The organism is Streptomyces umbrinus, from assembly GCF_030817415.1.
GTDB lineage: Bacteria > Actinomycetota > Actinomycetes > Streptomycetales > Streptomycetaceae > Streptomyces > Streptomyces umbrinus_A.
In genome coordinates, this window is record NZ_JAUSZI010000002.1 from 10,003,132 (window position 1) to 10,018,806 (window position 15,675).

Sequence of the window (15,675 nt, forward strand, 5' to 3'; positions counted from 1 at the left end):
CCATCACCGAACCGCGCAAAGGGGCCTCGTCACGCCCGATGCACCCGAATACACGCCCCGCAGCATCTACATCCTGGAGCCGCACGCTGATCTTGTGACCGTCGAGAACGGATACATTCCGATCGAGGCCATCGCCAAGCGCGTCTACGGCAAGCCGTACAGCTCGCTGCGCGGATGCCAGCGGGACGACGAGCACATCGGCAATGACAGCGTGAAACTCTACGAACTCACCTCCGATGAGGACTACCTGCAGGCACTCGGCGACCTCGACGACGCCGAGATCTACCTGAGCTGGGACTCCCGCACCGGCGAGAGTGCCTTCAAGACCGGCATGACGGAGCTGGACTACTGGTTGAGCATCCGCGTCGCCGACGAAATCACACCAGCCACCGTCGAGGCGAACCCGCCGGCGACGCAAGACCTTGAGAACGCCGTGTTCGAGGACCGGTTCTTCGCCGATCGCGCCTTCTCGCCGTCGCTGCGGCTGGTCCTGGCCGATCTGATCCGCCGCGGCGAACTGCCGCGCGGCGACTACCTGTTCCGGCACTGGTGGTGATCGAAGCGGAATGAAGGTTGGAACCATCGCTCAGTCTCAGACATCCGTCTTCGACGTCGCCGAGTACATCCTGCAGAGGCACGCCGCGGCCGAGCCCGGTCGGCCGGCAATGACCGCGATGAAGCTCCAGAAGCTCGTCTACTACTGCCAAGCCTGACACCTCGCCTGGGAGGGCAGAGCCCTCTTCGCGGAAGCGATCCAGGCCTGGGCCTCCGGGGCCGTCTGCCCTGACCTCGCCCGCCCCCGAAATCCTCGCTCGCCTGGACCGCATCGCCGCTGAACGGCATGTGACCGGCCCCGACTAGTCCCACGCCGAGCACACCGCCGCCGCCCTGATTATCGCCGACCGCTACACCGCCGGCGGCACCCGCAAAACCGCGACCGGCCGTGACCGTGACGAACTCTTCTGGTGGTACCGGCTCGGCTCCACCTGGGACCTGATCGCCGGCTACCGCACCGCGCGCGGCCTGACCGGTCAGGCGCCTGACACCCGACCCCCCTACGGCGCCCTGCACCTGGGCGGGGCGTCCACGTCCACGGAACTCGAACCAACCCGAGGAGAACCCCGCATGTCCACGCTCCTCGCACGCCCCAGCCTCACCAAGACGCGCCCCGCGTACGACGGTCACACAGGCGCCATGCTCCGCGAGGCGCTCGAAGCGCTTGGGATCGTTTACCACGTTGACAAGCCGTGGCGCGGCCTGCCTACGGAGTACGTGGTGTGCAGCGTGCCGGGGCGCGCTCGGGTGTCGATTCACTGCGTGGCCGACCCGTCCGCCCGCACCCTGAAGGGGCGCCGCTTCTCCGATCACTACGACCTGCCCGCGGTCGCACTGTGGGCCGTGGCAGCCATGGTCACCGACGACGAGTCAACCCGTTTCGTGTTCAACTGGTTTGGCGACGAGCACAAGCCCACGGCGAGCGCGGGCATGCAGGCCGGGCAGTGTGCTGCCGCCGTGGCCGACCACTTCGGGCTGACGGTGCCGGAGCCTGAGTACACCTGTCTGCACTGCGCGCGCGTTATCGAGTGGATCGAGGCCGACGGGCAGGGCGCTTGGTACGACTCGTCCAACTGGAGCGGGTGCGTGGACGGCGAGAGCCTGCACGCCCCGGAGCCGCTGTGCGGCTGGTGCGAGGAGTACGGGTTGATCGAGGTCTTCGATGACTCCACCGACGCCCTGAAGGGGCACACCACGTGCGACAACGCGCCGTGTGTCGCCCGGCGCATCATGCGCAGCGATCAGGCCGAGCGCGAGCGCCAGGCCGCGCAGGCGCAGGCCGCCGCGCACGAGTGCGCCGGCCCCCTGTGCTGCCCTCCGTTCTAGCCCTCATGGCGCCCCCGACCCTGCGACGAGTGCGGACGGGTCGGTCGGTCTCGAACCGGCCGGGGGCACTCAGCACACACCCGACCACGGCAGCAACCCGAGAGGAAACCCAGCATGACCACGCAGGCCCGCAGCATCGTCCGCGAGACCGTCAAGCCCGAATACACCCGGTACACGCCGACCAACGGCAAGAAACCCGACGGCGCCGACTTCGGCGTTGACGGCTGGCTGTTCGCGCTGCCCGGCGAGACGCTCGGCGGGGTCCGGTTCCCGCAGGCCATGTACGCCGTCTTTCAGGTGAGCGAGCGCGGCGCGCTGTTCTGGAGGGTGCGGAAGGTGGGGGGCGAGCGCAGGCAGGTCGGATCCGACAGCGCGACACGTAAGGGTGCGCTCGCGCTCGCGGTGAACGCGGTTGCCCACGAGAGGGAGAAGACGGCCGCCGTGACGGCCGCGCCGGCAACTCGCGACCAGGGCAACCGTGCACACGGCGCCGCGCGGCGTATGGCCGCCGAGGGCGGCGAGCGTTCCCAGGTGTCGGCCACCATGACCGAGCGGCTGGAGCGGATGCGTGCGGGCCAACTCGCCGCCCTGCCGACCGTCGCGGAAATCCGGATGGCGTACCCGCTCGCCGGTGGGGGCGCCACGCTGCGGCTGATGACCGCCGAGGGCGGGACGGCGGAACGCCACATGATCCCGCTCACGGAGCGCGGCCCAGCCGGTCGGGAGAACGACCCGGCCGGGATCTACCTGGACGCCATCACCGACGGCGCGAACACGGAAGGACTGAAGATCGCCGCCGGGTGGCACCTGATGAGGCTCGGCTTCAACTACGCGCCCGGCGCGGCCTGGGCGCCGTACACCGGCAGCGCGAGCAGCGTGGCGCAGTGGAAGGAGTGGACGCCGATGCTGCCCGAGGGGCACCGGTGGCCGCACACGGTGCGCGTCGCCATCACGGCGACGGCCGAACACCTCGCCTACATAGACCGCGCGTTCGGTCCCGCGCCGGAACTGCCGGACCTTCCGGTCGGTGTGAGCGCGCACCCGTCCGGCCCGCGTTCCTGGCAGATCTGCTACGCCAACCGCCGGTTCTGGCAGCTCTCCTACTGGCCCCGGATGGGCGGCGACGTGTGGACCCTGTACGCCGACTCGGCCCGCACCAAGTCCCTCGCCAGGGCTGCGAACCCCGGCGAACTCCTCGCCACCATCCCCGCCCGTGACGCCGAAGCGCAGGCCCGCGCGGCGGCACGCAAGGGCTACTGAGACGGGATCCAACACGATGACGGTCACGATCACCGCGGCGCGCGGCCGGTTGTCCGGCGCCACACGGCCAGCATGCGGCAAGCGGTCGGCGCCGCCCGCTTCACCCGCGCCACCCAGCACAGCGGGGGCCGGGGCCGGATCACCGGCGCGCACGGGCGCCCTGCCCGGCGCCCGTCCGGGCCGGGCACGCGTGATCCGCGCCTGAACCGCGCGGCCCTGGCCAAGCCCCCCCCACCTGACACGCACCCGGACTCGGCTCCGGCGGGCCGCGCGTGGCCTAGGGGTTCGCCCGAGGGCGTCCCGCCGCAGCGCTTCTGGCCCGCGCGCCACACGAACCATGCGCGCCCTGCACCCCTTTGTTTTCACTACCCACTAGGAGAACCGCGCCATGTCCGCGATCACCACCGTCCCAGCCCAGGTCGGCAACGGCAAGGCCGTGCACTACGTCCGCAAGGACGCGTTCCCCACCTGCTACTGCGACGTCTTCCCGGAACCCCATGAGGTGCTGCCCGAGATCGTCTCGTCGCGCTGCTGGCGTGGGCCCGGTGTCCGTCGGTAGAGGCACACGATGACGACACGCTCGCCGTGCTTGCTGCCCAGCGCACCGATGACGTTGCCTTCGCAGACAGACATCTTGTCCAGTCTCCAGCCGAGCGATTCGATGGCCTCCATCTGGTCGTTCATTCCGGTCATAGCGCCGCTTACGAGGCTGTTGGTGTGTGCCTCGATGAACTTGAACACCAGGATGTGCCTGCCCGCTTCGATCGCGTGCTTAGCCTGGTCGAGAGCACTCTGCTCCTTGGCTGTGTTCAGGAGCCCCATCACTGATCATCTTCTTGCGTACGGGTCCCGTCTTGCCTTGTGCTTTCACCATACGTGCAGGTGGGGGTGGACCCCTTACCGTTCTGGCTGCCTGTCCGGGCGTCCTCGCAGTCGTTACACAGCCCCAGGAAGTCCTGGCGTACACCGCAGACGGTGCACTCCTCTTCGCGTGCAGCGGGCCGTTCACGGGCTCGCTCGCTCATCCCCGCTTCTTCTTCCGGTTGAACACGACGTCGATGACGTGGATGATCAGTTCGATCAATGCGCTGACGATCATTCCTCCACCCCCTCATTCACTCTGCAGTCGCACGCCGACCGCTCCGGCATGAAGTCGACCGTGCCGCCTCCGTCGTCGGCGTGCCAGCCTGTGTTGCAGCACTCTTCGAGGCTTCGCACTCCGTGTCGTCGTTGTCCCGGCACCCTCTGGTCGTCCACCAGGCGCAGGAACAGGCTGTCTGTTTCACTCCTCCACCTCCGCAGCGGCAGGCATTCGACGACAGCACCTCGAATCCCTGCCGGATTGCCCGGCAGAAGGCCTAGCGTCCGGAACCAGATCTGATCTCTACGCAGAGGTACCGGCCGTTCACTGATCCGGCAGTTCGATCACAACTGTGGTGTCCGAGACGTCAGAGCCGCTATCTGGACCGGGCATGGTCAGAGTCCCGCCCCGGACCGGTACATCGAACACGATCGCGCCCCTGACGTACTCGCCAGGCAGATAGCTGGTGCTGATGCTCTCCTTCTCGGGATGGAAGACGCCCGTGCTGAGTACCTGGCCGTCCGGTCCCGTCCAGTGGAACGGATCATGGAAGTGGCCGTTTGTAGCTCCGACGTTGGCAAGAGTCACGTCCACCACAACGTAGGTGCCTTGCTCGCTGTCCGTGGTGTACTCGCTCAGGCGCTTCACGTACTGGACACCCTGCACGGTGAGCTTGAAGTCGGCCACTTCGTTGCTGACGGCACTGGTGAAGCGGAACTCGGCGCTGTCCCCCACCCTCAGCGTCTGTGTCCGCGTTTTCTCCTGCTGCTCTTGGCGCTGCGGCGACTCCTGCTGCTCCTGTCGCCATGGCGACGCGGGGTCGTCGCCTCCTCCGCAGGCCACCACGCCCCCCAGAGTCAGCACCCCGGCCAGAGCTGCCGACGCTGCGGCTGTCTTCCGGTACCGCATGGTGGATCATCTTCTTCGAGCTTGGTTATAGGTCCAGTGTGGACCCGCGCCCGCAGGTCGGAGCCGCGAACCGGCGCATGGGGGCTGAAGGTCGGCTCGTCCGCCGAAGGCGCGATGCTCCGGACACGCCCAGGACACCAGACAGCGAGAGGCGACCGGAATCGACCGCAATCAACGATGACCTTCTGCCCAGGTCAGCCGCACTTTCGCGGCATCGCCGCAGGTAGTCCAAGACCCGGGATAAGTACTGGCGTGAACGGACAGCAGAGCGAGCACTTCAACATCACCATCGAGGACGACGGACATTACGCCGAGCGCCTGGTGTTCACCAACGGCAGGGAAGGCCGGACGCGCGTCTACATGGGCCGGGCGGTGCGCGACCGGATCGACCAGATGACCTATACCGACTGCGGCCAGGACTGGGTCTACACATCCGTCGCCCAAGACCCCGCCACGGGGGTCATCACCGGAGTCACGACCACCAGCCCGGCCAAGGATGCCCACCACACGGCTACCTGGGCGCCGATCACCACCGCCGATAGGAACGCGTTCCAGCAGGCCCAAGAGGAGAAGTGGCGGGAGTTCTGGCGGGTCGTGGCCTCGGTTGGCGCGTGACGTGGATCGCCTCCGCCCCGGTGTTCTGCCGGGGATCGAGAAAATGACGAACGGAGATCACCCTCTTCCGCCAGGCCGTGCTGAACGGCTGGGGTGCCGTGTATGAGGCCAAGCGCCTGGACGCGGAGATGGGTCCGACGAGAAGACGGGTGACCATCCCTTCTCGGGCCGCCAGCAACTGTGCCAGGACCGGATCACGATCCTCGTGCCGGACGGCAGCATCCAGCCGTAGCTGACTGGGGCTTGCTTGCCTCTGGGTGTCGGCAGGTGAACTCCGCAGAACCCCCGCCGGCTGAGCATCACGCTCGCTGGGCGGGGGTCTCTCTTTGTCTGATCAGCGGAGCTGATCCGGTCTGGTCTTCGAAAGATCACGTCCAGCGCCAGGAGTACAGCCGTGAGCCAGCCCCTCGAACCCACTGATCCACGACAGACGGAGCACATGCGCTGCAACTGCGTTCAGGACCTGGGGCCCGCGCACTGCCACCTGTGCTCCGAGATGACGGGGCGAGACGAGGTCTACCCGGGACCGCACTGTCCGACGCGCGCCGTCGAGGCCGCCAAGGTCGCCTTCGAGGTGGCGGCGGGCTACGAGCACGCTGCGCCGGTGGTCCTGCACGCCAGTGAGTTCGCTGATGTTCATGGCGCAGTGAGCGCCGCGTTGCACGCACGCGCAGAGCAGATGCCGGAGCTGCCGCGGCACACGGTGCCCATTGCGGCGAGCTACAGCATCCGTGGCGCACACGCGGAGCTCGACGACGTGACGTTCCCGTCTGCTGCTGGCCTCACCACCGCCGTGATCACCATCCGCACGGCCTACCCCCCGATCGACCGGCTGACGCTCATCCCCGTGATCAGCCAGATCTCCCATGAAGTCGAGAGCACAGCCGAGGAGCAGGACGACGCCTACGTCGCCGAGAAGATCTACATCATCGAGGAAGGACCCAGCGCATGAACGCCACCACCAGCACCGCGGGTTCAACGTGGCGTGACGGCGCCGTCAAGACGATCGGCAGGGTCCTACTCACCCTCATGATCGCGACGAACGTCATCGTCCTCGCGCCGGCTGCGGTCTTCTGCGTCATGACCGGTCGGTACACGCCGATCATCGTCAGCATCGCCTTCAGCGGCGTGTGCTGGTGGTTCCTCCTGCGTACCCTTCGGGCTCTTGCCGAGAAGCGCCGCGCGACGAAGGCGCTCATGAGTGCGACCCAGAACTGAGACCACAGTCCAGATTCGATCCGCAAGAAGCACAGCGCCATGAGCGTCCTGCGCCGCGCCAAGGACATCGCGGAGGCCGCCCCGCCCACGCACCACCACCACTACGAGGGCACGGTCGTCCAGGACCACAGCAGCGTCACCGCGACCACGCGCAGCATGATCGCCCGCACCAACAACGACCTCCGCCGCCGGTGACGGCCGCTCCTCTGGACGACGCCACCCTCGCCCGGGCCACGATCACCGTGAGCCTGGACCGGCTGCGCGAACTCGCCCTCGGCGACACCGCCGACACCGAGGACACGGCCGGCGCCCTGCAGGCCCTGCACCACGACGGCGACTCCCGTGACGGCGCGCTGGACCCTCGCCGCCTAGACGCCGAAACGACCACAGCCCATGCCGAGATTCCATACGGACGGCAAGTCCGGCGTCCTGCTCACCTCGTTCAGCCTGCCGCTCGCGGTGCTGGTCACGGCCGTGCCCGGGCACACCCGGCCGCGCGCGTCCGCGTGCTGGTCGGCGCAATGCTCGTGGTGCTCCTGGTCGTCCGCCCCGCCTGGCCGGCGCGGCGCGCGGCAGCTTCCTCTACTGGGCCGAGTGCACCCCCGAGGTCCTGCTGAAGGACCTGCAGAACCCCAGCGACCACACCGCCCGCGCCGCGTGCGTCATCCGCCTCTCGCAGTTGGCCCGCCGCAAATACCGGGGCCTGCGGCTCGCCGGGGACATCACCGCTGCCTCGCTCGTCGCTCTCATCTGACCGAAGGAGACCGCCATGCTCGTCGGCGCACGCATCGAACTCACCGCCCGGATCGACGCCCTGGGCTCCACCGCCCACCCGGGCGAGCAGGGCGTCATCCAGGAGATCCACGCCGGCGGCCACTACACCGTCCGCATGGACAACGGCCACACTCAGTTCCCCCGCCGCAACGAGATGACCTCGCCCGGCAGCCGCGACGCCCAGCTCCTGGGCCGGGCCCGCGCTGCGCTCGCGCAGCTCGGCGAAGGCCCGACCGCCCCTGGCCGCCCCGACGGCAGCGACCTCAACGGCTGGTCCACCGGCACCCCCGAGATCGACCGCACCACCCTGGCGTGGGCCGCCGCCTTCACCCTGCTCACCGACCACCAGCCCGACGCCCGGCCGCTCGCCCACGTCGCCGGCGCCGACGCGGTGCTGCGCGAGGAGGGCGTGCGCGGCATCGCCACCCTGCAGAGCAACCTCGCGGGCGGCGCCCCGGTCGACCACCGGTTCACACGCTGCGCGTACTGCGGCGGCCACGGAGAAGACCCCACATTCCCGACCTGCGAAGAGCGCGGCTGCCTTCCCAAGTACGAGTTCGTCGGGCACGACCACGGCTGCCCGGTCTGCGGCGGCGAGATGTGGGAGCCCGACTGGTACGGCGAGCAGCAGATCCGCTACTGCGACGGACTGCTCGCCGACGCACTGCCGCCCGCCCCACCCGGCCGCCTCGTCCGGCTCCTGCGCCGGGCCTGACCGCTACCGAATACACCCTGACCAACACCTGTCAGGGCCGTTGGACCCAACAGGCTCAACCCGACCCGACGAGGAACAACACAGGACCGTCCACATCGTCTCCTTCGGCTACGGCTACGGCCCCGCCCCCACGGCCGACATGGTCTTCGACCTGCGGGCCCTGCTCTTCCGCGACCCGGAACTGAAGCACCGCACCGGGCTGGACCAGGAGGTCTACAACCACGTCCGGGACACCCCGGGTGTCGAGCGGCTCGCGTTCAACGCGGTCGTCATCGCCCGCAGCCTCGGCGAGGACACTGGCGCCGACGTCACGATCGCGTGGGGCTGCACCGGCGGTCGGCACCGCAGTGTTGGTCTGGCCCGCCTCTCGCACGAGCTGCTGCTCGCCGCCGGCGACGAGGTCACCGCCTCGACGCGCCCATGTCTGGCTAAGTCGTCTACCGCCCATCCACACCACACACGCTGGCCGCCCGTGCTGATGACACGGGCGGCTGCTCCGACCGGACTCGCCCGACCTGGAGATGACATGACTCAGCCCGACCCGACCGACACCGCCCGCCATCTCCCCGCCGACTGGCCTCCGGCCGTGTGCGACGCGTTCTGGACCGCCGTGAACGCGCCGACCTACGGCGAGTCAGCCGCCGCCACGCTGGCCTTCGCGCAGATGCTGGCCCCGCCGCCGGTCGTCTCGTCCGACCTCCGCGACCGCTTCGCCGAAGCCCTCTACACCACCCGCCGCACCGACTATGAGGGCGCCGCGAACCATCGCGAGCACCGGTACGACGCCCGCTGCGCCCTGTGCGCTGGCGACGTGGACGCGCTCGCCGCCGCGCTGCTGGTCCTGTTGCCTGACCCGGCCGCCGACCTGCTGCAAGCGCAGGCCGAGGCGCACCAGTACCGGACCGCCTTGCAGGGGGCAGCGCGCCGGACCGCAGCGCAACCCGACCCGGCCGCCAACCGGGCCGCGATCCTCACCGAAGCCGCCGACGGCTTCGACCGGCACGCCGGGCAGATGCTGGACGGGGTCGGGAACAAAGCCGTCTTCGTGGCCAAGGCGCTCAGGGACCAGGCCGCGGTATGGCGGGAGGGAGCCGAGACGCTGCGTCGCATGGCCGCCGAGGCGCAGCCCACCACCAAGCCCGAGGCATCGACAGCCATCCGCAGGAAGCTCCGGCAGTGGGCCTACGCCGCAGGGCACATCGAGTCGGAGCTGGACGGCGCCGTCGACCGGATGTACGCGCTGATCGCTCAGGAAATCCCCGCCTTGCGCCGGCCCGCGAAGTTCCTGCGCCGCACAGAACTGAACCTGCCGGACACGGCCGACTCCAAGATCCACGACGCCATCCTCATCTCCGCTTCGCGGCTGGACGACCAGGCCGACGAGTTGGACGGGCCCATGTTCCACGAGGAGGCGAAGGCGCTCCTCGACGCCCACGAGGACGCGGTCCGGGCCGGCGCCGCGGTGGGCGCGCTCCGCCTCCAGGGCGCGATGCTCGCTCTGCACCCGAAGACGGCTAACCCCCGGCACGGGTGCTGCGCGACGCCGAAGGTCTGCAAGGGGACGCACCGGCCAGACTGCCGGAGCAGCGAGCACACGATCGGCGGTCAGGTGCCGTGGCCGTGCAAGTCGCTGCGCGCCGTCGGGATTCGCGCCGACGCCGATGCCGACGCCGTACGCCAGGCACTGGCCGCCCTTGAGCGCCAGACCGACCCCTACGGCTATCCGAGCCGGAAGAAGACCAACCGCGGCCGCACCGTGCACGCCACCAGGCAGATGAACGCCGGCATCGGCGACACCGGCGCGTGCGGCATGTACTTCCCGCGGGACACGGAGAGCAGCCTTGAGGACCCCGACACCGACGTGTCGTGCCAGGCCTGCGTGAAGGCACTCCTCAGCAAGCGCGAGGAGTGCGAGGAGGCCGAGGCCGCGGCCGCCGCAGAGGCCACACACCGCTGCACCCTGCCGCCGAACCGGTTCCTGCCCTGCGGTTGCTGCCCGCATCAGGTCTGCGAGGACTGTGAGCGCTGCGCCCACACGTGCAAGTGCGGCACCGGCGGAACCCCCGCCCAGTCCGCCGGGGCCGCCGGGTGACGCTGCGCCCCGGCTGGAACACCGGAATGCGCGTCTGGGCCATGCAGCGTGTGCTCATGGCCAAGTTCGCCGTCCCCGGCCTGAGCCAGCGGCTCGTCGCCACCGGTGACCTGATGCTCGCCGAGACGAATCACTGGCATGACCAGTTCTGGGGCTCGTGCTTCTGTCCGAAGCACGAGCAGGTCCCAGGCACGAACATGCTCGGCGAGTTGCTGATGGCCATTCGCGCACACCACAGCTGATGGGCTGTGGTCACACCGGAAGCCCTCCCCGGCAGAGCGTCATGCTCCGCTGCGGGAGGGCTTCTTTTTCACTTCCCGCTCTGATGCTGCAGACCGTGCAGTGAAGACCCCACCGCCGCCGGTCATCACCCGCCGCCCCGAGCACCACGGGTACGGCACCCTCGGGGACGCCCACACCGTGGGCGAGGACTTCCACCTGCGGGGCTTGGTTGAAACCATGTACGAAAGTGATCGCCGCTGTGTGCCGGGCGACAATGGTGGTCGAACGCGCCTCGCTCGACTTAAGGATTCGGTGTGAACCAGCGACCCCATCCAGAGAGCCAGGGAGATCCCATTGCGGAGGTCGCCCGACTTCTCAAATCGGCCTCGGCCCCGCTGAATCCCATGGTGCTCCTGGACGGCCCGCCGCTGTCGGGTGTAACCCGCACGATGTACGAGGGGGTCCAGTACCTCCCAGAGCTCGGCTTGCTCCGTTCACTGCTCTCGATCTCGCCGAGTTGTGCGCACGACCCGATTTCGATACCCAGTTCAGCAGTGGCGACCGGTTCGTACTGTGGCTCGATGGCCTCTCCCCAGCAGACCTTGTGCTACTCGGCCGTGGAGTGCTGGACAAGGTCCTCCCGCATGCCCTGGTGCTGGCCAGCATGGACACGGCCTGGTGCAACCGCCTCCTGAAAGATGGTTCGGCCGTTACTGCCCCGGCGCCTTCCGGTGGCTTCGCCTTGGCGGCCGCCACCGCGCTCTCGGTGACTGCGAATCAGCCCGGAAGGTGTTGATCAGGATGTCCAAGGGACGGGGCACGGTCTTCACACCCCGCCCGCTTGCGCCCGGCGACCCCGTGCCCGGCCCGCCTGCCGCGACGGCCCTGGCCGCCGTCCCCGGCCAGCTGGCCAGCGAGGCAGCGCCCGCATAGCCGTTCCCGAACCGACACCACAACGCCGTTGCTCAGGCTGGGCCAGACACGGGAACCTGGTCGTGCGCGAGGCTCTGCGCACCACCGGACGCGAGGCCGGGCGGACCGCGGTCTGCCGTGTACACGGCTTCCGGTGCCACCGAGGGGTTCGAATCCCCTGCTGGAGCCTCGCGCACACCGCTGCCCGGCCCACCCCCGCAAACCGCCCCCGAAGAACCGGGCCTGACGGTCACACAGCGCGCAGTCGAGGGGCGTCAGGCTGCTCCGGCTCGACCTCCGCAACGACCGTGAGGGGAACGGGGGTCTCGACGTCGGCGGTCTCTGCCACCCGGCGGCTCAGCCTCGACTTGAGGCTGAGCAGCCCGCTCTTGACGTGCGGCGCGGCCGTCACCACAAGGGCTCCCACTACGACGCCCGCGCCGAGGATACCCAGGACCGCCTTGTTCCCGGCGAACAGCACGGCGTGCGTGACGAGCGTGTTGTCGTCGCCCCGCGCCAGCGGGCTCTTTCCGCCCAGGGTGCTCGACTGCGAGAGGTGCGTGTTGGCGGGGCGCTGCACCAGCATCAGTTCCCAGACCGAGCCGCCCCAGTTGAAAATCATGGCGCAACCGTAGCCAGCACCGACACTCGCCCAACGATCTTTCCGTGAACCCCAGCAAGCCCCCGGCGGGTGTGCTACCCGACCGCTCGTTCTCAGCGCCAACGGATGCACCAGTACCGGGGCCCGTAAACCGGCCTCTCCCGCGTCGCGTACGCTGGGTACACAACGACGCGGGGTGGAGCAGTTCGGTAGCTCGCTGGGCTCATAATCCAGAGGTCGCAGGTTCAAATCCTGTCCCCGCTACCAACTCCGGCCCCTCGACCTCGTGTCGAGGGGCCGGAAGCATGTCAAGCACCGGGCCACTCCCAGGTCACAGCCTGATCAACTCGCCTGCGCGCCACGACCGCGCACGGCACGCTGGGCACCACACACATCTGGGGGGATGCCTGATGTCCAATTACCGTGACGTCCAAAGCGCTGTCAGAGTCGAGAAGTTCCGCATCTGGTTCGCCTGGTTCTCTGGCGGCTTCATCATGCTCGGCATCGCACTCGCCACCCAGGACATCGCCGTCGTCAGCGTCATCACCCAGATCCTCCTGGTCGCGCTCGGCATCCTCTCGACCATCGCCGCCGTGACGATGACGAACCGCCTCAACCGCCGAGCCGCCGCCGCCCGCCGCGAGGTCCTCGGCGACGACATGTAAGCCCCGGACACCGCCATGGACCAAGGATGGGCGGCCGTCATCGCCGCCATAGCCGCCGGCGTCTTCGGAATCGCAGGCGCCCTGTGCGGCATCGTCGTCGGCCGCCGACAGGCCGCCGATCAAGCTACCGTCGAGCATGGCCACTGGCTCCGTGAACAACGTCTGAAGGCACACACCGATCTGCTCACCCACTGGGACGAAGCCATTCAGGAGATGGGCCGGTTCCAAGACGGATGGAACGAGCAGGTGGAGTCCCTCCAGGAGGGCGGTTTCGTCGTTCACCCGTCAGACGTGGCGGCGCGGAAGTGGGACGAAGTCTGGCCCGAGCTACGGCCGCGTCTCGAACAGGCAGAACTTCTCGGCCCCTCCGCCGTCACGGAGGCGGTACACGACCTCCGGGCTGTCTGGCGGGAGGTGAGCGACATGCTTCACAAGCAGGGCTCGCAAGACCCATTCGAGAGGCCGCGGATCGAGTGGCTTCTTGTGATGGCGCGCGCGTCGGAGGAGCGGTCGAATTTTCACGTCGCGGTTTCGAACGTGATGCGCACGCCGCCAAATCCGCGAGGTGAGCCGCTGCCGTAACTCGGCGGGCCGTCGGTCGTGGGCGGGGGGATGTCGGCACATGCCCAGCACCGCTCCGACACGGGGCCTGGGTCTGCCTGACCCAGGAGGGTAGGGCTGCCGCAGAGCGCACCGCCAACTGGTGGATCTCCGGCGCGTGGCCCGCGCGCCAGCCCCCGTCCGTGTCGCGCTTCCGCTGCGCTGGAGACCATGACCAGCGAGGACGTCCCCGTACGCCCGCCCGTCGACGTCGTACGGCCCGTCATGGCTCGGGAACTCCCCGCCGAGAACCACTGGCCGAACGGGCCGACCAGATACGAAGTGAAGGCGGACGGGTGGCGGGCGATCGCCGGCGTCCTCGAGGAGCACCGTCCCGTCTTGTTCTCCCGGCAGGGAGGAAACCTCGGTCCCATGTTCCCGGAAGTCCTGGACGAGCTACGCAACTTGCCCATCGGCACGGTCCTGGACGGCGAACTGTGCGCCGTGGTCGGCGATCGGCTGGACTTCAGCGCACTGGCTCACCGCCGCGGACGCGACAGACGGCGGTGGCCGCCGGTCGTGTACCTGGTCTTCGACCAGTTGGCCGCCACCGGCACGGACCTGCGTCTGCGCCCGCTGCAGGAGCGCCTCACCAGGCTCGGCGAGCTGCTGCGGCCACCGCCCAGTGTGATTCAGCCGGTGCCTGCCACCACGAGCCGCAGCGAGGCCCTGACCTGGTACGAAGAGCTAAGGCCTCACGGGCTGGAGGGCTTGGTGGCCAAAGGCCTGGGAACCTCTTTTGTGCCCGGCCGCACCCGATGGCTCAAGATCAAGCACGTCGACACCGTGGACACGGAGATCGTGGCGATCGCCGGTTCCCCGGCCCGTCCCGCCTACCTCGTCGTCCGGCTCCCGGATGGCTCCCTCGCCCAGACGGCGCAGCTGGACAGTGCGCAGCGCGCCGCCGCCGGTCGGGCGCTCGCCGACGGCATCCGAGAGGCGCTGCCCGGCGGAGGGCACCGGGTCACCACGCTGCTGCTTGCCGAAGTCGAGGTGGGCACCACCCGGCACCGCACCGTACGGTTCGTCCGCCTCCGCGAGGACCTGGAGCCACCCCCGGCAGAAGGTAGCGGCTCCCCGGGTGCCTAGGCCACCGGCTGAACCTCGGTACGCAGCTCCCGCAGTTCGCTGATGACCTTGCTGCGTCGTTCGTCGGCTGGCTTGCCCGCTCGACGCCGACCCATCCGACGGTACTTCTCGACCTGCTCGGTACTGCTCCAGTCGCCGGTGATCTCCTTGATCTCCCCGGCGGAGTACCCGAGGCGGCCCAGGTCGGCAGGCACCCTACTGACCGGGTCGAGGTCTTCGCCCTTGTTGACGCGACGCAGCAGCGGCATGCGCGGATCGCCCTGGCCGCGCTTGTTCAGCTCGCCGATCCATCGCTGGATGTCCGCAACCGCGTCAGGGTCGTCGATCTCGTACTCTCGGCCCTGGTCGTTCTTGTCGTTCTTGCTGGTCCACTTCCGTACGACCAGCAGGCCCGGCCCTACATCCTCGACGGAGGCGATCCGGAACCGCGCCAGCTCCGAGCGGCGGCCGCGGCAGTAGTAGCCGAGGTGGCCGAGCACCCGGTCACGCAGGCTGGCCAGGGTGTCCGGGCAGGCGGCGAGCATCTGTAGGCGGCGCTCCATGTCCAGCTGCGGTGCCTCCCGGGGGTGCGGCCGGCCTCCCGTTGCTCGTGCCGGGCGTCCGGGTAGATCTTCAGGGCCTTGGCGGTGGGCGGCCATTTCTCGTGCCCGGCCCGGGCGTTCATGTCGACGATCGCTGCGATCGACAGCCGGATCGTGTCGTGCCCGGTGCTTTGCCGCCGAAGGTGGGAGACGTAGGAGACGAGGTTCGCCTCCGTGGTGCGCGGACCCGGACGGCAGCCCCGCTGGGCACACCAGTTGGCGAAGGCCTTGAAGCGGGAGTCGTAGGTCTCCCGGGTGTTCTCCCGCCCGGAGTTGGCCAGGTCCTCCTCTGCCTCGTCGGTGAACAGGTCATTGATGTCGACCCCGTCGCCCACAGGGGACGGCAGGGCTTCGGCGTCGACGACTCCTTCGGGTACGCGATCGGTGCTGGGCATGTGGTGCGCTCCGGGCTGGACAGGGAACGCCAGACGCCCCCTACGGGCGGGGGCATTGGCGCTTG

The 15,675-nt window shown here is 69.0% G+C and carries 21 protein-coding genes and 1 tRNA gene; 17 read left to right on the forward strand and 5 right to left on the reverse strand.

From position 1 onward, the window contains the following. Window positions 1–94: 94 nt before the first annotated feature. From QF035_RS44275 to QF035_RS44290, 4 genes are all read left to right on the forward strand, one after another. Window positions 95–556, forward strand: coding sequence for a hypothetical protein (locus tag QF035_RS44275; RefSeq protein WP_307527332.1), 462 nt, complete (start codon window positions 95–97; stop codon window positions 554–556). 10 nt (window positions 557–566) lie between these two features. Then, window positions 567–713: a hypothetical protein gene (locus tag QF035_RS44280; protein WP_307527334.1), complete on the forward strand. Its 147-nt coding sequence runs from the start codon at window positions 567–569 to the stop codon at window positions 711–713. A gap of 412 nt (window positions 714–1,125) precedes the next feature. Then, complete coding sequence (locus QF035_RS44285) at window positions 1,126–1,881, forward strand: hypothetical protein (RefSeq protein WP_307527336.1); 756 nt, start codon at window positions 1,126–1,128, stop codon at window positions 1,879–1,881. A gap of 114 nt (window positions 1,882–1,995) precedes the next feature. Continuing rightward, window positions 1,996–3,141, forward strand: a complete 1,146-nt coding sequence (locus QF035_RS44290) for a hypothetical protein (RefSeq protein ID WP_307527337.1) — start codon at window positions 1,996–1,998, stop codon at window positions 3,139–3,141. 471 nt (window positions 3,142–3,612) lie between these two features. On the opposite strand, the gene QF035_RS44295 is transcribed toward QF035_RS44290, so the two are convergent. Continuing rightward, complete coding sequence (locus tag QF035_RS44295; RefSeq protein WP_307527339.1) at window positions 3,613–3,963, reverse strand: hypothetical protein; 351 nt, start codon at window positions 3,961–3,963, stop codon at window positions 3,613–3,615. 583 nt (window positions 3,964–4,546) lie between these two features. Further along, complete coding sequence (locus QF035_RS44300; RefSeq protein WP_307527341.1) at window positions 4,547–5,131, reverse strand: DUF4352 domain-containing protein; 585 nt, start codon at window positions 5,129–5,131, stop codon at window positions 4,547–4,549. Between the two features lie 252 nt (window positions 5,132–5,383). Between QF035_RS44300 and QF035_RS44305 the strand changes: the two genes are divergently transcribed. The 9 genes from QF035_RS44305 to QF035_RS44345 all read left to right on the forward strand — a co-directional run bounded on the left by QF035_RS44305 (window position 5,384) and on the right by QF035_RS44345 (window position 11,700). Then, window positions 5,384–5,746 carry a hypothetical protein gene (locus QF035_RS44305; protein WP_307527343.1) on the forward strand — a complete coding sequence of 121 codons (363 nt, stop codon included), beginning with the start codon at window positions 5,384–5,386 and terminating at the stop codon, window positions 5,744–5,746. 394 nt (window positions 5,747–6,140) lie between these two features. Next, window positions 6,141–6,698, forward strand: coding sequence for a hypothetical protein (locus QF035_RS44310; RefSeq protein WP_307527345.1), 558 nt, complete (start codon window positions 6,141–6,143; stop codon window positions 6,696–6,698). Further along, complete coding sequence (locus tag QF035_RS44315; RefSeq protein WP_307527346.1) at window positions 6,695–6,964, forward strand: hypothetical protein; 270 nt, start codon at window positions 6,695–6,697, stop codon at window positions 6,962–6,964. Before QF035_RS44310 ends, QF035_RS44315 begins: the two co-directional genes overlap by 4 nt. Before the next feature lie 39 nt (window positions 6,965–7,003). Then, window positions 7,004–7,159 (forward strand): hypothetical protein, encoded by a 156-nt coding sequence (locus QF035_RS44320; protein ID WP_307527348.1) that lies wholly within the window; start codon window positions 7,004–7,006, stop codon window positions 7,157–7,159. After that, window positions 7,156–7,581, forward strand: coding sequence for a hypothetical protein (locus QF035_RS44325; RefSeq protein ID WP_307527350.1), 426 nt, complete (start codon window positions 7,156–7,158; stop codon window positions 7,579–7,581). Before QF035_RS44320 ends, QF035_RS44325 begins: the two co-directional genes overlap by 4 nt. Window positions 7,582–7,733: 152 nt before the next feature. Then, entirely contained in the window at window positions 7,734–8,453 is a 720-nt protein-coding gene (locus QF035_RS44330) for a hypothetical protein (protein WP_307527352.1), read from the forward strand. A 40-nt stretch (window positions 8,454–8,493) separates the two neighbouring features. Next, entirely contained in the window at window positions 8,494–10,545 is a 2,052-nt protein-coding gene (locus tag QF035_RS44335) for a RapZ C-terminal domain-containing protein (protein WP_307527354.1), read from the forward strand. After that, window positions 10,542–10,787, forward strand: coding sequence for an NADAR family protein (locus QF035_RS44340; protein WP_307527355.1), 246 nt, complete (start codon window positions 10,542–10,544; stop codon window positions 10,785–10,787). The genes QF035_RS44335 and QF035_RS44340 overlap by 4 nt, the downstream gene beginning before the upstream one ends. Window positions 10,788–11,568: 781 nt before the next feature. Next, window positions 11,569–11,700 (forward strand): hypothetical protein, encoded by a 132-nt coding sequence (locus tag QF035_RS44345; protein ID WP_307527358.1) that lies wholly within the window; start codon window positions 11,569–11,571, stop codon window positions 11,698–11,700. Window positions 11,701–11,929: 229 nt separating this feature from the next. Here the strand turns inward: QF035_RS44345 and QF035_RS44350 are convergent, their stop codons facing one another. Then, window positions 11,930–12,301, reverse strand: coding sequence for a hypothetical protein (locus QF035_RS44350; protein WP_307527359.1), 372 nt, complete (start codon window positions 12,299–12,301; stop codon window positions 11,930–11,932). A gap of 169 nt (window positions 12,302–12,470) precedes the next feature. Here QF035_RS44350 and QF035_RS44355 point away from each other — a divergent pair. The 4 genes from QF035_RS44355 to QF035_RS44370 all read left to right on the forward strand — a co-directional run bounded on the left by QF035_RS44355 (window position 12,471) and on the right by QF035_RS44370 (window position 14,634). Further along, window positions 12,471–12,547: transfer RNA gene (locus QF035_RS44355), tRNA-Met, on the forward strand. A gap of 143 nt (window positions 12,548–12,690) precedes the next feature. Then, a complete protein-coding gene (locus QF035_RS44360) occupies window positions 12,691–12,945 on the forward strand; it encodes a hypothetical protein (protein WP_307527361.1) in 255 nt (84 codons plus the stop codon). 15 nt (window positions 12,946–12,960) lie between these two features. Then, window positions 12,961–13,527, forward strand: coding sequence for a hypothetical protein (locus QF035_RS44365; RefSeq protein ID WP_307527363.1), 567 nt, complete (start codon window positions 12,961–12,963; stop codon window positions 13,525–13,527). 189 nt (window positions 13,528–13,716) lie between these two features. Next, entirely contained in the window at window positions 13,717–14,634 is a 918-nt protein-coding gene (locus tag QF035_RS44370; protein WP_307527365.1) for an ATP-dependent DNA ligase, read from the forward strand. On the opposite strand, the gene QF035_RS44375 is transcribed toward QF035_RS44370, so the two are convergent. Both QF035_RS44375 and QF035_RS44380 read right to left on the reverse strand, forming a co-directional pair. Then, window positions 14,631–15,113 carry a hypothetical protein gene (locus QF035_RS44375; protein WP_307527366.1) on the reverse strand — a complete coding sequence of 161 codons (483 nt, stop codon included), beginning with the start codon at window positions 15,111–15,113 and terminating at the stop codon, window positions 14,631–14,633. The two genes, QF035_RS44370 and QF035_RS44375, sit on opposite strands and share 4 nt — an antisense overlap. Next, on the reverse strand, window positions 15,032–15,610 hold the full coding sequence (locus tag QF035_RS44380; protein WP_307527369.1) for a hypothetical protein: 579 nt from the start codon (window positions 15,608–15,610) through the stop codon (window positions 15,032–15,034). The genes QF035_RS44375 and QF035_RS44380 overlap by 82 nt, the downstream gene beginning before the upstream one ends. Between the last annotated feature and the right edge of the window lie 65 nt (window positions 15,611–15,675).

Bases quoted from the DNA above. Each gene is read 5' to 3' on its own strand.
- QF035_RS44280 (WP_307527334.1), top strand. From the start codon at position 567: ATGAAGGTTGGAACCATCGCTCAGTCTCAGACATCCGTCTTCGACGTC.
- QF035_RS44285 (WP_307527336.1), top strand. From the start codon at position 1,126: ATGTCCACGCTCCTCGCACGCCCCAGCCTCACCAAGACGCGCCCCGCG.
- QF035_RS44290 (WP_307527337.1), top strand. From the start codon at position 1,996: ATGACCACGCAGGCCCGCAGCATCGTCCGCGAGACCGTCAAGCCCGAA.
- QF035_RS44295 (WP_307527339.1), bottom strand. From the start codon at position 3,963: ATGGGGCTCCTGAACACAGCCAAGGAGCAGAGTGCTCTCGACCAGGCT.
- QF035_RS44300 (WP_307527341.1), bottom strand. From the start codon at position 5,131: ATGCGGTACCGGAAGACAGCCGCAGCGTCGGCAGCTCTGGCCGGGGTG.
- QF035_RS44315 (WP_307527346.1), top strand. From the start codon at position 6,695: ATGAACGCCACCACCAGCACCGCGGGTTCAACGTGGCGTGACGGCGCC.
- QF035_RS44320 (WP_307527348.1), top strand. From the start codon at position 7,004: ATGAGCGTCCTGCGCCGCGCCAAGGACATCGCGGAGGCCGCCCCGCCC.
- QF035_RS44330 (WP_307527352.1), top strand. From the start codon at position 7,734: ATGCTCGTCGGCGCACGCATCGAACTCACCGCCCGGATCGACGCCCTG.
- QF035_RS44345 (WP_307527358.1), top strand. From the start codon at position 11,569: ATGTCCAAGGGACGGGGCACGGTCTTCACACCCCGCCCGCTTGCGCCC.
- QF035_RS44350 (WP_307527359.1), bottom strand. From the start codon at position 12,301: ATGATTTTCAACTGGGGCGGCTCGGTCTGGGAACTGATGCTGGTGCAG.
- QF035_RS44360 (WP_307527361.1), top strand. From the start codon at position 12,691: ATGTCCAATTACCGTGACGTCCAAAGCGCTGTCAGAGTCGAGAAGTTC.
- QF035_RS44365 (WP_307527363.1), top strand. From the start codon at position 12,961: ATGGACCAAGGATGGGCGGCCGTCATCGCCGCCATAGCCGCCGGCGTC.
- QF035_RS44370 (WP_307527365.1), top strand. From the start codon at position 13,717: ATGACCAGCGAGGACGTCCCCGTACGCCCGCCCGTCGACGTCGTACGG.
- QF035_RS44380 (WP_307527369.1), bottom strand. From the start codon at position 15,610: ATGCCCAGCACCGATCGCGTACCCGAAGGAGTCGTCGACGCCGAAGCC.